Below are 14,084 nucleotides of genomic sequence, written 5' to 3' on the forward strand. Positions count from 1 at the left end.
GTCATTCACACTTTCTATGCCATCTTTGCCTTTGAGCCTTAGATCGTCTATATATTTTTTGATCTCATTGCTGTTTAGCTGATCTAGAATTTTATCTTTAGCAGACTCCGCACGCTCTGCACCTATGTTTTTGATGGACTTCATAATCTCTTTAAAATCCGCTTTTAAAGAGTCGATATCCTTTTTCAAAGAATCTAAATTTATCTCTTGAGTAGCCATTTTCGCTCCTTTTGAAGTTTGTTTTAAAGCTAAAGCTTGTGGTAGATTTTAGTACTTATTGATTAACGCTCGCTAAATAGACCGCCCTTTTGCGCTTAATTTATACCTTTAATATTTTTTGATATAATTGCCAGCCTTAATATTTTATATTGAAAAGAGAGAACAATGCAAATTATTAGAAGCGTAGAGGAGCTAAAAAGCTTCAGAGCGACGACAAGCGGCAGCGTGGGCTTCGTGCCTACGATGGGAGCTTTGCATGCGGGGCATGCGAGCCTCATAAAAAGAGCGCGGAACGAAAACGACATCGTAATCGTCTCGGCATTCCTCAATCCGGCGCAGTTTTTGCCCGGCGAGGATCTAAACAGCTACCCAAAAAATGAAGCGGGCGATATTAAAATTTGCGAAAGCCTCGATGTGAACGCGCTTTTTATCCCAAGCACGGATGAAATTTACAGCACGGAGGAGCCAGCAATCATAGCACCTAAGCCAATAAGTGAAATTTTAGAAGGCAAAACGCGCCCCGGGCACTTCGACGGCGTACTTAAAGTGCTAAATAAGCTTTTTAATCTAACTCGTCCTAGCAACGTTTATATGGGCAAAAAGGACACCCAGCAGCTTTTCATCGTGCAGAAGATGGTAAAGAGCTTTTTTATGCCTATAAATATCATCCCTTGTGAGATTGTGCGCGAAAGTGATGGGCTCGCGCTTAGCTCGCGCAACGCCTATTTGGATGAGGAGGGAAAGCTTATGGCGCTTAAGCTTTCGCGCTCCTTGCTAAATGCCAGCTCGCTTATTAAAAAAGGCGAGATCAGCCTAAATATCATCCGCGAAAAGATGCTTAGCGTGCTTGAGCCACTGGCGGTCGATTATATAGCGTTCGTGGATTATAAATTTAATGAAATTTCGCAGATCAAGCAAGGCGATACGATAATCCTGCTTGCCGCAAAGGTCGGTACAACCCGCCTGATCGATAATATCTGGCTGTAAAATGGCAAAACTCCATCTCGTTTCTCTAGGCTGCAATAAGAATTTAGTCGACTCCGAGATCATGCTCGGGCGTCTGCAAAACTACGAGCTCACGGATGAGCCTGCTAGCGCGGACGTGATGATCGTAAATACCTGCGGCTTCATCGCAAGCGCCAAACAGGAGAGTATCCGCACGATTTTGAAGCTTAGCGAGCAGAAAAAAAGCGGCGCGCTGCTGGTCGTCACGGGCTGTCTGATGCAGCGCTACAAGGATGAGCTCATGCGCGAACTGCCCGAGGTTGATATTTTTAGCGGCGTTGGCGACTACGACAAGATCGACGAAATGATCTTAAAAAAGCAGAATTTATTCAGCCCGCAAACCTATCTGCAAAGCCCCGCGCTTACCTCTTCGCGCGTGATAACGGGCTCAAACTACCACGCTTACGTTAAAATTTCGGAGGGCTGTAATCAAAAATGCTCTTTCTGCGCCATTCCGAGCTTCAAAGGTCGCCTAAAAAGCCGCAGCGTCGACGACATCGAAGCAGAGGTGCGCGGCTTGGTAGCGCGCGGATTTTACGATTTTAGCTTTATCGCGCAGGATTCTAGCAGCTACGGTCGCGATCTAAGACGCAGTAACAAGGGCGGATCAAATTTTAAAGGCTCCGAAGGCGAGTTAAATTTTGCGGGCTTTCGCGACGGACAGAATTCCGATGGCTCCTACGATGTACAAAATTCCGACGGCTTGTGTGATAGCGCAGGAGACGAAATTTCTGCTTACGACGAAACCGCTTGCGGTAAAAATGTCCGCAAAAAGGACTTGGACGGCAAAAATAACGATGCTTTGGGCACCGATCTAGTCGCGTTGATAAAACGCATCGAAAAAATAAAGGGTGTCAAGGTCGCGCGCGTGCTGTATCTCTACCCCACCAGCACCGACGAGCGGCTCATCCGCGCAATCACTGACTCACCCGTTTTCGCAAACTACTTCGACATGCCGATTCAACACATAAACGACAAAATGCTAAGCCTTATGAAACGCGGCGCAGGCGCGGCGCGGATCAAAGAGCTTTTAAGCCTAATGCGTGCAGCGCCAAACTCGTTCCTCCGCACGGGCGTCATCGTCGGGCACCCGGGCGAGGGCGAAGCCGAATTTGACGAGCTTTGCAACTTTTTGCAGGAGTTTAAATTTGATAGAATTTCAGCTTTTGCTTACAGCAAGGAGGAGGATACGGCGAGCTTTGCGATGTCGCAAATCCCTGCGCGGACAATTAGCCGCCGCCTAAATAAAATCGAAAAAATCACGCGCGAGGCGATAGATAGCAGCATGCGCGCGCTCGTAGGCAAAAAGATACCCCTAATAATCGAAGGTGCCAGCAGCGAGGGCGAGTTTTTTTACGGCGCCAAGCCTCTTGCATGGGACAAGGACATCGACGGCGAAATTTTAATCAACGAAAGCTGCGTGCAAAACCTAAAAGCAGGCGGTCTATACGAGTGCGAGATCACGGAATTTGCGGGCGATAGACTACTTGCGCGAGTGCTAAAAAGCTCGTAAGAGAGATGAAAAATCCGCCTGAAATTCCGAGCAAAATTCTAGCCTTGCTGCGAGCCGGCAAAAATCTGCTTGCATTTTCGCACGGCGTCGATAGCACGGCGCTTTTTTACCTCTTAGACGAGGCGGGCGTAAAATTTGACCTTGTGATCGTGGATTATAACGTTCGCGCGCAGAGCAAGGACGAAGTCGATTCGGCGCAGCAGCTCGCAGCCAAATTTAACAAACAAATCTACGTAAAAAGCGTGCAGCTGGGCGAGTCAAATTTTGAGCACGAGGCGCGCGCGGCCAGATACGAGTTTTTCGCCGAGATTTGCCGCGAGCGGGGCTATGAAAATTTGATCTTGGCGCATCAGTTTGACGATAAATTCGAGTGGTTTTTGATGCAGCTTGGGCGCGGCGCGGGGCTTAGCGAGCTGCTAGGCATGCAGGAGCTAGAAACTCGCGAGGACTACGTGATCGCTCGTCCGCTTTTGGGCGTGCGAAAGTGCGAGCTGGAGCGGTTTTTGCGTGAGCGAAACCTAAGATACTTCACCGACGAGACGAATTTAACGCCCCGGTTTAAACGCGGTCGCGTTCGTGCTAATTTTAGCGAGCCGTTTTTAAACGAATACTTTAGCGGCGTGAAAAAGAGCTTTGAGTTTTTGGCGACCGACGCACAAAATTTAAGCCCCGAAATTTCTAATCCCGCGACAAAAATTTATCTCATAAAACGCGGTGTAAACGAGATTCGCGGCGTGGATCAGGCCTGCAAGCGGCTAGGGCTCGTGCTAAGCTCCGCACAGCGAAACGAATGCGCGCGCTGCCTAGAAAACGGCGCCGACTGCGTGCTAGGCGGAAAGGTAGCCGTGGGCGCGAGCAAAAATTTTATTCTCGTAACGCCATATATCAAAGCCGCGATGGACAAGGAATTTAAAGAAGCGTGCAGGCGGCTTGCTATCCCACCGATAAACCGCGGATTTTTATTTGCCGAGGGCGCGGATCTTGCGCTATTTGAGGAGCTTTTATGAGCGTTTATTTTACCTCCGATCTGCACTTCGGCCACGAGCTGGTGCTTAAAAAATATCCCAATTTTAGAAAAGGTGCAAACGTAGCCGAGATGGATGAAAATCTCATCGCCGCTTGGAATGCGCTCGTTACGCCCGAGGATCTCGTCTATAATCTCGGCGACGTGTCCTTTCACAAGGATTTTGCGCACACTTGTGAGTTACTTCGCAGACTAAACGGGCGACATTTTTTGGTGCTCGGCAACCACGATGGGCGCATCGCTGCTATGAAAAACGAACTACTAAGCGGACGCAAGGCGGACGGCAATTTTATGTTTGAGCAGATCGTGGGCTACGCCTTTGTGCGCCTATCGCATAAAAGAGCGGCTCTATCTCACTACCCGATGATCGAGTGGGCAAACTGCCATTATGGCGCACTGATGCTCTACGGTCACCTGCACGCAGATATCGCTGAGGTTTCAGGCAGGGCGCTAAACGTAGGTTTTGATCTGCACGGCAAAATTTTAAGCGAGGACGAGGTGTGGTCGTATCTCAAAGATATCCCGCCCAAGGCCCATCACGCAAGCGAGCTAGAGGGCATTAGCGAGAACGACGACGTGGAGCAAAGGCGGGCTTTGATAGAAAATTTTTTACGCAAAATTAATCTGGATTCGTAAAAAATAGAATTTGCGGCAAATGAGTTTAAATTTAAAAGCGAGCCGTTTAAATACTGATTATTTTACCCAGCCAAAATCCATTATGTAACGCGAGATAAAATTTAATAAAATGCGGCGCAAACAGGCAATCAAATCGTATCAAGCAAGCGCAATATTGCAAAGCCAAAGATAAAATTTTAAAATTCCGCCTCGGTATGGAGCGAGATATTTGATCTACCGAGCTTCCAGCATCGCGATTTTGTTGATATAATCGGCAAAATTTAGATTTTTTAGGTTCGTTTTTATGTAGATGCGCGTGAAAATCACATAGCCGATCTCGTTGCTGAGCGTGCCGTCGGAGTAGATGAAAACATTGGTGAGAAACTCGCTATTTTCGGTTTTGTAGAAGGTTTCGATCTGAAAATTTAAAAGCTCGTAAAAAAGCTCGTCCGCGTCGTTCATTGCGGCCTGCATCTCCTCGTCGATGCGCACCATATCGGCATAGAGCACGCGCTCTTGGTTGGCGACGACGAAACACGCTCGGTTATTAAATTTCAGCGCGAACATAGCCATATTTTCAAAATCGTTTTGATTTTTCAGTAGGAAGTATAAAATTTTAAATAAACTAGTGTGCGAGCTAAATTCTATTCCAAAAGTCTCATCCACCGCCTGTGCACTTGCGCGAGGAAATTCCACGATGAAGCTATCATCGACTTTTTGATAAATGCTATTTTCTTTAATCATATAATCCTCGTTAAAATGCACTCTTTGATTTTCGTCGTCAATCAGCACGCAGGAGATTAAATTTTTATCACTCAGATCCGCAAAGCCCGCCAGTGAGGTAGCCAGATCATTTTCTTGCGCGATAGGAAAGCGATCGGATTTCTCATCCAAAATTCTTTTGCCAAAGCCCAATTTTCTATAAAAAAACTCGCATGCGTCGGCACTTTTAGCGACGCCGAGGAATGATTTTGCTTTAAATAGTGCCATTTTTTCTCCTAAAATTGCAATTATACCGAAACACTATTATTTCAAACTAAAATTTAACGTCCTGCTCGGCGCTTGCAAAAAGCAGTTGCCTGATCGCCTCTTTACCCGCATCGAGGCTAAGCCCAGTTAAATTTAACGGCGCGCTGAGGCTGTAATTTATGCGCGAAAAAGGCTTTGGCAAGACCATCTCGTCCCAGCTGCGAAATTTCCAAAAACTGCTCGCTTCGTAATTTAGCGCGTAGATATCTAAGCTTAGCCGCTGCGCAAGGATCACAGCACCGTCGGCGACGCTGTGAAGCGGGCCGCGCGGACCGTCGGGAGTGATGATGACGTCGGTGCCGCTTTTTATCTCTTTGATCGCGCCCATCAGGGCTCGTGCGCCACCCTTGAAGCTACTGCCGCGGATCGCGCCGATGCCGAAACGCGAGATCACGCGCGTAATGATTTCGCCGTCTTTGTGATCGCTGATGATGACCTTAGCTCGCTTAGCATTGCCGAAATCCCGCAGCCACCAGCGCCTATAAGCAAAGCTCATCATCGCTAGTCTTCCATGCCAAAACACGACGACGCAGGGCTTTTCGGGCAGCTTCGTGGGGGTAAATTTAACCCTGCACGTTAAAAAAATACACCAAATCAGGATAAAAATGAGATATTCGGCGACGCGGAAAAATAGCCGCTTTTTAAGCGATAACTTTTCCATAAAGCGCCATTCTGGCGGTCTTTTCGACACGTACTCTGCGCGTTTTGCCTAACAGCTCCTCGCCGCCTTGCACGCAGATTAGAAAATTTGAAAAGCTTCTACCGCACGCAGTGCCGCCCTCTCGCAGCTCCTCGAAATACACGTCGAAAATTTTATCTTTTTGCGCTCCTGCGATCTCGTCTAAAATTTTAGCGTGAGCGCTTTGCAGCCTGCTTAGCCTTTCGCTTGAAATTTCATCATCCAGCGGCTTTAAATTTGCTGCCGGTGTGAGCGGTCGCGGGCTAAATTTAAAGGAAAAAACCTGCTCGAATCTCACCGCTTCTAACACCTCCATCGTCTCAGCAAAATCCTCCTCGCTCTCGCTCGGATAGCCCACGATGATGTCGGTGCTGATCGCCACGCCCGGGCAGCTTTGGCGCAGTTTAAGCGCGCGGTCCAAATACCACTGCTTGGTATATCCGCGCTTCATATCGCGCAAAACCTTGCTAGAGCCGCTTTGTAGCGGCATATGCATCGATTTGCAAATTTTAGGATTATTGCAAAAAACGTCCAAAAATTTATCGTCCATATGCAGCGGATGCGGGCTGGTAAAGCGGATGCGCTCGATGCCCTCTATCTCGCTAAGCCGCATGAGCAGGTCGCTGAAGTCGATTTTTTCGTGCGCATTAGAAAAGCGCTTGCCGTAATTATTGACGTTTTGACCGAGCAAAAATATCTCTTTGGCGCCGCGAGCTGCGGATCTTTCGGCTTCACGCAAGATAATTTGAGCGGGGATCGAAATTTCATCGCCTCTAGTTTGCGGCACGATGCAATAGGAGCACTTTTTGTCGCAGCCGATCATTATATTTATGAAGGATTTATATGGCGAGCTTGCAAAATCGCCGAATGCAAAATCGCTCTCGTCGTAGTTTATGTCGGTGCTGATAAATTTTGGCGTACGTACGGCTTGCGAAATTTTGGATACGTTTCTGGCGCCGAGTACGAAATCCACAAATGGCGCGCGCTTAAAAATTTCTCCGCCCAGATGACTTGCGGTGCAACCGCAAACGCCGATTTTAGAGCCTCTTTTCCGCGCTTTATCGAATGCTCCGATCTCGCTAAAAAGCTTATGCACGGGCTTTTCGCGCACGGAGCATGTATTTATTAAGATTAGATCCGCAATATTTACGTCGTCGGTAATCTCGTAATCTTGCTCTTTTAGCTGCGCGATAATATGCTCGCTATCGCGCACGTTCATCGCGCAACCTAGGGTCTGGATGAAGAGGAGTTTGCTCAAAGGATATGCACCTCGTACATATACTCGTTTTCGTTCAGCCCGTATCGCACTATGCGCTGATACACGCTAAAACCCTTAGTATCGAAAAAATCCACCAAAGCGGCTAAATCTTTTTGAGAATTTTCTCTATCCAGATAAAATATTTTCTGTCCGCTCTTTTCTACTTGGGCTTGCAAATCCTCGATCTTAACGCTTTTTGGCTTAGAGGCGAGCTCCGTTCTGGCAAGTTTTAGCTGCATGATCTATCCTTTCATTTATCTTTTTAAACCCGCGAGTTTAGCGAAATTTAGATAATAATTCGTTTAAATAAAAATAAAGTCAAAATTCCATATAATACCGCACTTCAAAATTTAAAATCCAAATTTAGTAGCACAAAATCAAATCTTAAGGAAAATTTATGGAAAAAATCACCGACATCATCGAGTCGATTGCAAATGAAAAGGGGCTTGAGCCCGCAGACGTCAAAGAGCGCGTCAAAACGGCGTTCATCCAGACCGCAAAAAGACTTTTCGGCGAGGAGTATCTCTACGACAGCGAAGTCGATCCGCAGACCAAACGCGTTAAGCTTTACCAAAAGGTCCACGTCGTCGCGGATGATGACGAGCGGCTCGGCGATCACAACTTCATCGCGCTTAGCGAGGCCAAAAAAATAGGCGAAAACGCAGAGATCGGCGATGAGCTAAGCTACGAAATAAATATCGAAAACCTCGGCCGCACGGCTTCCGGCGTGCTGGCTAGAGAGCTAAATTTCCATATCCAAAGGCTGCTCGAAGAGAAAATTTTTGAAAACTATAAAAGCAAGGTGGGCACTCTCACCCACGGCACGGTCACTAAGATCGATCACGACGGCACGACCTACGTAGAGATCGAGGATACGAAGGCTTTCATGCCGCAAAAAAACCGCATCAAGGGTGAAAATTTCAAAGTGGGCGACGTGCTGCAAGCCGTCATCAAAAACGTAGCCATCGACAAATCCCACGGTATCAGACTGGAGCTTTCGCGCACCAGCCCGAAATTCCTAGAAGCCCTGCTCGCCGCCGAAGTCCCTGAGATCAAAGACGGCAGCGTCATCATCCAAGCCTGCGCTAGGATTCCGGGTAGGCGCGCTAAGATCGCACTTAGCGCCGTCTCGCCAAACGTCGATCCGGTAGGCGCTACCGTCGGCAAAGGAGGCGCTCGCATCGACGCGGTGAGCAGATTTTTAAGCAAAAATTTGCAAGACGGAAGCGGCGGCGAGAGCATCGACGCGTTTGAATACTCCGCAAGCCCCGAAATTTTGATCACTCGCGCGATGGCGCCCGCGATCGTAAACTCGGTCAAAATAACTCAGGACGGCAAGGCGATCGTCTACGTAAATCCTGATCAAAAAAGCAAAGCGATCGGCAAAAATGGTCTAAATATCCGCCTCGCCTCGATGCTGTGCGGCTGCGAGATCGAGCTTATCGAAACCGGCTTGGCGAGCGAGAAAAAGGTCTCCAAGGAAGAAGGTCTTAAAAATCTCGAAGCGCTTTTCGGCGAGCTATAAAGACTCGGCGCGCTTCGCTTTTTGAAATTTTGTAAATTACACTTTTTATAAAATTCTATACTTTTAGAATTTTACGAATTGTAAATTTCGTGTTTTGAAAATTCTGCAGCAAGGCGGAATTTTGTTTTGCACGTAGAATGTGTAGAATCTGAAGCGAGCGGTAATTTTGCGAATTCGGTGGCTAGCGAAATTTGTAAATTTAATACCCTGCGAAATTCTAATATAAAATTTTACGCCGTTCGGAATTTTAAAATTTAGCGTCAAAACAAATTTTGACCGAAATTTTACGGCGCAGAATTCTAAGCTTAAATTCTATTCATGCGCGGATTTGAATTGATGCGATATTTAAATTTACACAGCGCGCAAAATTCCGCCCCAAGATAAGCTGCGCCTACCGCTCATATAAAATTTCGACGCCGCCGTAGTGCCAAAATGCCTTCGGCGCGAGGTATTCGCCGCCCAGGACGGCTAAGCTTAGCTTGAAATACTGCGGCGAAAATTCCGTTATTTTTGAAATTTCCTGCTCAAGTAACGTCGTGCAGTAGAGGTTCGCTTCGCCGCGAGGCCTTAGCGCAAAGCCCTCGCCGACGCGCCTAAGTAGAGAGGCAGCGAGGCGCGCCTTTTGCTCCTCGCTTAAAAATTTCATCCGCACCGCGCCGAAGTCTCGCGCATGCGCCAAAAACTCCCGCATCGAAACGGTCGCGACGCCGTCTCGCTCGCCCTCGCCCGTTACGGCGTGCACTATCAAAAGCGGGCGCTCGCGCACGATTATGCCTACGTGCGAGTATTTAAAATTCGTTGTGATTGCGATTATGCGGCTGTCGGTGACGTCGCCCATGCGAAAGACGAGATCGCCCGTGCGTAGATTTGATAAATTTCATCCGGCACCCACAGCGGCTCTTTTGCCGTAGGCGCGCGCGTGAGCGTCCAAAGCTCGCCGAACTCGCCTAGAGCGAAGATCAGGCAGACGAGAAGCTTTTTGGCTAAAGCGCAACCTTCCATTTGCCGTCTTTTTTGACGAGTTTAACGCTCTCGGTGCGCTTTGTGCCGTTTTTAAAAGACACGACGACTTTCACTAGCGCCGATTTCTCGTCGCTATTTTGCAGCTCGCCCGAGACGCTCTTTAGCCCGTCACGCTTGGAGGCCTCCTCCTTGCCGGCACCTGCCATTTGCATCAGTTTGCCGTTTATCATCTCCGTCGCCCCCTCGCGCGATCTTTCTTTATCAGGTATATAAACGACATCTACCAAAGTCTTGGAATCTCCCTCATATAGGGCTCTTACAAAGTCTTCGGCTACGCCTTTCGGGTCGCTGCCGCAGCCCGCTAAAACGAATATAGCAATGAGTGCGAGTAGGAATTTTTTCATAAGCTCTCCTCGTAGAAATTTTGAAATTTTATATACGAGCGGTGAATATTTTTTAAATTTTAACCTTTCTGCTCGGGGGAATTTATATCGCGTTTGGATTTGCGAAAGGGGTATTCGGTCGTGCTTTTGCTGAATTAAAATAGAATTTTGCATTCGAAGGGAAGCTCGTCTTGCCTTGGTAAAATTTTATCTTGCCAAAGCAAAATTTTATAACAGTTTCTGCGAACCGTGTCTTGCGACACACCACTCAAACGGTGCCCAAACTCATTCGGTAGCGCGCGAGGCGAGCTTTGCTTGTCGAAACTGAAATTTAGCCGTATTTTGCGGCTAAAATTTTAAAATTTCAATGCCGCCTTCGTAGGATTGCTCGCTTGCGATTTAGCTTTTTGCTGCGACGCTCGCGAAATTATAAGGAAATTTTACCTAAATAGGGCTATAATCCAATAATTCATTTCATAAAGGAATATCATGGAGACATGGGCGGTTTGGGCACTTGCATCAGCACTCTTTGCGGCGCTGACCGCGATATTTGCAAAAATTGGGCTTGAAGGGATCAACTCTCATTTCGCAACTTTTATCCGCACGATCATCATCGCCTTTTGCCTCGCTGCATTCCTACGCTACGCTAAAGCCTGGCAGCCGTTATCTAGTCTGAGCCCTCGCAACTGGATATTTTTGATACTAAGTGGGCTGGCGACGGGTGCATCATGGCTAGCATATTTCAAAGCTCTGCAAATCGGCAAAGCCTATCAAGTAGCACCGATCGATAAACTAAGCGTGGTACTCGTTGTAATCATCGCTGTGATCTTTTTGGGCGAGCGCCCGAGTCTTCGCGAATGGCTCGCGCTAGCACTCATCGGCGCAGGCGTGATAATACTAGCATTTAAATAGGGTAAAATTTGCTTTAAACCTATCTCTTGTGGTCTTTTTAGCCGCTACTCTCGCGTTACGCCATACGCTTTGTCGTAAGATAAACCCACTGCCGCTTCTGCAAAATTGCCGCCCTAAACCGCTATGATTTCTTATGGCTTGACATTCAGCCTACACGATTTCTAGGCATTAGCTGAAACGCGCCGGTAATAGATTTGCCAATACCTTGCTGTAGTTAGGTGGTCTTTAGGGTAATTTTAGTTCTGCTTAAAAGTAGTGAGATTGAAATTTATGAGAAATCAGGAATTTACACCTTAAAATTCCAAAAAATATCGGCTCACCGTACCATAAAATAAAATCGCATCCACAAGTTTAAATCGAACTGTAAACTTCTAAATCTACAGTATAGTCGAGTAAGCTAATTACGCAAGATTCGAATTAAAATCTTGCACACTTTCTTAGCTCCGCCTAAATCTATGCATTTGCTACCTAACCCTTGCAATCGCCGCAAGCGCTAGACTTGTAGAATAATAAGCTAAGGTCGGGAGAAATTACTCTCCCTTACCCTTCTTGCCCCTCTTACCTTTAGCCTTAGATGATCCCTCTTCTTTAGCTTCGTCTTTCAACTTAGCCGTAGAGCCTTTTACTTTACCGTCATCGTTCATAGCCTTATCCATGCTATCATCCATTTTCTCTTGCATCTTTTTTGATTTAGCGTTTGCTTTAGCTTTAGCAGATTTGACGGTATCTTTAGCTTTTTTATTTGCTTTAGCTTTTGCGGATTTTAGATCACTTATATCAGTAGTGCCGCTTACGGCAAGATCATCTTTAATAAGCTCAAATCTCTTATCGCCTATGCCTTTAATGTTTTTGATATCCTCGATATCTTTAAATTTATTATCCTTGCGATAATCTATGATAGCCTGAGCTTTTGCCTCTCCGATACCCGGAAGCGCCATAAGCTCCTCTTTACTTGCGGTGTTTAAATTTACTGCTGCTAGCATAAATGCAGGAAGCGATAGAAATAGTGCGGATTTAAATAGGTTTTTCATTAAAAGTCCTTTTAGGTTAAGATATCTGTATTGCCAAATAAAACGTCTCTATTAGCATTGAGCGCTTTTATATACCTATCCCGCGCCAGCGCTAGAAAAGGAATGCGCCCATACGCCATTACGCTACCTTGCAATACGGTAAGGATTATATTTGTAGCGGGCTTAAAGGGAGATAAAATTTAAGTGGATATATTGAAATTTTATCTGCTTTGATCGTTTTATTAAATAAATACGTTAAATTTTAGCTTGATCTTAAAAAGCAGATAGGCACGATAAAGCTAGATAGATTAAATTTAATACCGCAAGCATTGAAACTGGATCTGGATTTAAATCATATAAAAGGCTAAGCGGCGGTACTTATGAAATTTAGTCCTACCTTGCTGCGCACGGAGGCTTTTTACGTGCGAGACTATATACAACAATACGGCGACGGGATGCTGGTGTTATAAAAGGCACGGATGCTTTACATGCAAGACCGGGCGGACGGTATTAATAAAATTTAGCTGCATTCATAAGCTTCTTTTGTGTGGCATGCTTTTTACGGGCTTGATTTTTAATAGGGTTTTATCTGCTTATAGAACGTTTCATTATATTAAGCAACAGCACTTGCCAAGCTTTTTTGGCATATAGTTTAAATCATTCGAAAGCCTTATAAGTGCCGGCGGCTTTATAATTTAGATATAAAAACGTGGCAATGTATTAAAAAAACGAACGAATGTATAAATCATAAATGAGGCTCGTAGAGGTTAGAAATAAAGATCGCGCCATAGAAGTTAAAAAGCAAACGCAACAGGATAGCATGGAAAAACGATACGAACAAGCAAGTATTATAGAAAAATTTTAATCCATATCATTTTTCACTCAATATAAGTCAAATTTAATGCAGAGTTTTGAGATTTTGTATTGATGGAGGGCTAGATTTAAAATTTGTATTTACAGAAGGTTCTAAAATCCTAAAGATATTATAGAATTTTAAATTTATCAAGCAATATTTATTGGCTAAAAAAGCGATAAGCTAAAGACACCGGAATAGAATTTAAATTGAAAATTGTATGGAAAGTTATGTAATTTTAACAAAGCCTGCAGCGACCTACTTTCCCCGTCCGAGTAACGGATAGTATCATCGGCCAGGACGAGCTTAGCTTCTTGGTTCGAGATGGAGCAAGGCGTTTCCTCGTCTGTATAGCCACAGGCAGTGTTAAATAAGGGATTGCTTTTATTGTTTGAAGTAAGATCGCGAATACGTTACGAGCTTTAGCCCCGTAGCATATGAGCTTTACTCGTTCCTGCCTGTTCGCCTTATATCAAAAATACTTCGTAATCTAATTTGGATTAATCGTAGATTACGGATATCTTTTATAATCTCTTATTTAACACTGCGTTCATCGTTAAAGTCAGATCTTGTTTTATAAAAACAAAGGTTGATAAGGTATAGTAAAAATTTACTATTTCGAATTGAGAACTAATTTTTTGCTAGGCGAGGCAAACGAGCAAAGACGAGGGAGCATACGTATGGTATGTGACCGAAGTCTGCAGCGAAGTTTAACGAAGCATAGTGAAAAATTAGGAATTAATTTTATCCTTAACAAGGAAGTAATGCTTAAAAGATAAGCAAACGAGCTATTAGTACCGGTCAGCTAAAGGACTTTCATCCATTACACATCCGGCCTATCAAACTAGTAGTCTACTAGAGCTCTTAAAAGAAGATTCATCTTGGAGTCGGCTTCGAGCTTAGATGCTTTCAGCTCTTATCGCATCCCGACTTAGCTACCCGGCGGTGCTCTTGGCAGAACAACCGGTACACCAGTGGTCGGTTCAACCCGGTCCTCTCGTACTAGGGTCAACTCTCCTCAATCTTCTTACGCCCACGGCAGATAGGGACCGAACTGTCTCACGACGTTCTGAACCCAGCTCGCGTACCGCTTTAA

Annotated in this window: 14 protein-coding genes, 2 rRNA genes and 1 pseudogene; 6 read left to right on the forward strand and 11 right to left on the reverse strand. The window is 45.7% G+C overall.

The annotated features are described in order from the left end of the window. A partial coding sequence (locus tag Q0095_RS07220; RefSeq protein WP_297882714.1) for a DUF883 domain-containing protein occupies nt 1-219 on the reverse strand: 219 nt, incomplete at its 3' end. 165 nt (nt 220-384) lie between these two features. Between Q0095_RS07220 and panC the strand changes: the two genes are divergently transcribed. From panC to Q0095_RS07240, 4 genes are read left to right on the forward strand one after another with little or no spacing between them, the layout of a single operon-like run. Continuing rightward, nucleotides 385-1,206 carry a pantoate--beta-alanine ligase gene (panC, locus tag Q0095_RS07225; protein WP_297882716.1) on the forward strand — a complete coding sequence of 274 codons (822 nt, stop codon included), beginning with the start codon at nt 385-387 and terminating at the stop codon, nt 1,204-1,206. 1 nt (nt 1,207) lies between these two features. Then, nucleotides 1,208-2,737 carry a radical SAM protein gene (locus Q0095_RS07230; RefSeq protein ID WP_297882718.1) on the forward strand — a complete coding sequence of 510 codons (1,530 nt, stop codon included), beginning with the start codon at nt 1,208-1,210 and terminating at the stop codon, nt 2,735-2,737. 5 nt (nt 2,738-2,742) lie between these two features. Further along, on the forward strand, nt 2,743-3,744 hold the full coding sequence (gene tilS / locus Q0095_RS07235) for a tRNA lysidine(34) synthetase TilS (RefSeq protein WP_297882720.1): 1,002 nt from the start codon (nt 2,743-2,745) through the stop codon (nt 3,742-3,744). After that, a complete protein-coding gene (locus Q0095_RS07240) occupies nt 3,741-4,397 on the forward strand; it encodes a metallophosphoesterase (RefSeq protein WP_297882722.1) in 657 nt (218 codons plus the stop codon). The genes tilS and Q0095_RS07240 overlap by 4 nt, the downstream gene beginning before the upstream one ends. A gap of 213 nt (nt 4,398-4,610) precedes the next feature. Here Q0095_RS07240 and Q0095_RS07245 read toward each other — a convergent pair whose 3' ends face one another. Genes Q0095_RS07245 through Q0095_RS07260 form a run of 4 tightly spaced genes read right to left on the reverse strand, consistent with a single transcriptional unit; the run spans nt 4,611 to nt 7,581 of the window. Continuing rightward, a complete protein-coding gene (locus tag Q0095_RS07245) occupies nt 4,611-5,366 on the reverse strand; it encodes a hypothetical protein (protein ID WP_297882724.1) in 756 nt (251 codons plus the stop codon). A gap of 46 nt (nt 5,367-5,412) precedes the next feature. Further along, a complete protein-coding gene (locus Q0095_RS07250) occupies nt 5,413-6,066 on the reverse strand; it encodes a lysophospholipid acyltransferase family protein (protein ID WP_297882726.1) in 654 nt (217 codons plus the stop codon). Beyond that, nucleotides 6,047-7,342, reverse strand: a complete 1,296-nt coding sequence (gene miaB / locus Q0095_RS07255) for a tRNA (N6-isopentenyl adenosine(37)-C2)-methylthiotransferase MiaB (protein ID WP_297882731.1) — start codon at nt 7,340-7,342, stop codon at nt 6,047-6,049. Before miaB ends, Q0095_RS07250 begins: the two co-directional genes overlap by 20 nt. Then, nucleotides 7,339-7,581, reverse strand: a complete 243-nt coding sequence (locus Q0095_RS07260) for an HP0268 family nuclease (RefSeq protein ID WP_005870077.1) — start codon at nt 7,579-7,581, stop codon at nt 7,339-7,341. The genes miaB and Q0095_RS07260 overlap by 4 nt, the downstream gene beginning before the upstream one ends. Before the next feature lie 158 nt (nt 7,582-7,739). On the opposite strand from Q0095_RS07260, the gene nusA reads away from it, so the two are divergent. Next, entirely contained in the window at nt 7,740-8,867 is a 1,128-nt protein-coding gene (nusA, locus tag Q0095_RS07265) for a transcription termination factor NusA (protein WP_297882735.1), read from the forward strand. A gap of 391 nt (nt 8,868-9,258) precedes the next feature. Here the strand turns inward: nusA and Q0095_RS07270 are convergent, their stop codons facing one another. From Q0095_RS07270 to Q0095_RS07280, 3 genes are read right to left on the reverse strand one after another with little or no spacing between them, the layout of a single operon-like run. After that, entirely contained in the window at nt 9,259-9,705 is a 447-nt protein-coding gene (locus tag Q0095_RS07270) for a YiiX/YebB-like N1pC/P60 family cysteine hydrolase (RefSeq protein ID WP_297882737.1), read from the reverse strand. Then, entirely contained in the window at nt 9,678-9,869 is a 192-nt protein-coding gene (locus tag Q0095_RS07275) for a hypothetical protein (protein ID WP_297882738.1), read from the reverse strand. Before Q0095_RS07275 ends, Q0095_RS07270 begins: the two co-directional genes overlap by 28 nt. Beyond that, complete coding sequence (locus tag Q0095_RS07280) at nt 9,851-10,234, reverse strand: DUF4878 domain-containing protein (protein WP_297882740.1); 384 nt, start codon at nt 10,232-10,234, stop codon at nt 9,851-9,853. The genes Q0095_RS07275 and Q0095_RS07280 overlap by 19 nt, the downstream gene beginning before the upstream one ends. Before the next feature lie 468 nt (nt 10,235-10,702). Between Q0095_RS07280 and Q0095_RS07285 the strand changes: the two genes are divergently transcribed. Next, nucleotides 10,703-11,125 carry an EamA family transporter gene (locus tag Q0095_RS07285; RefSeq protein WP_297882742.1) on the forward strand — a complete coding sequence of 141 codons (423 nt, stop codon included), beginning with the start codon at nt 10,703-10,705 and terminating at the stop codon, nt 11,123-11,125. Between the two features lie 791 nt (nt 11,126-11,916). Here the strand turns inward: Q0095_RS07285 and Q0095_RS07290 are convergent. The 3 genes and pseudogenes from Q0095_RS07290 to Q0095_RS07300 all read right to left on the reverse strand — a co-directional run. Next, a pseudogene (locus tag Q0095_RS07290) lies at nt 11,917-12,156 on the reverse strand (helix-hairpin-helix domain-containing protein); the annotation flags it as partial. 1,077 nt (nt 12,157-13,233) lie between these two features. Then, nucleotides 13,234-13,350, reverse strand: a 5S ribosomal RNA gene (gene rrf, locus Q0095_RS07295). Nucleotides 13,351-13,759: 409 nt separating this feature from the next. Further along, nucleotides 13,760-14,084: ribosomal RNA gene (locus tag Q0095_RS07300) — 23S ribosomal RNA — on the reverse strand; the annotation flags it as partial.

The sequence above is a fragment of the uncultured Campylobacter sp. genome (genome assembly GCF_938045535.1).
Classification (GTDB): Bacteria; Campylobacterota; Campylobacteria; order Campylobacterales; family Campylobacteraceae; genus Campylobacter_B.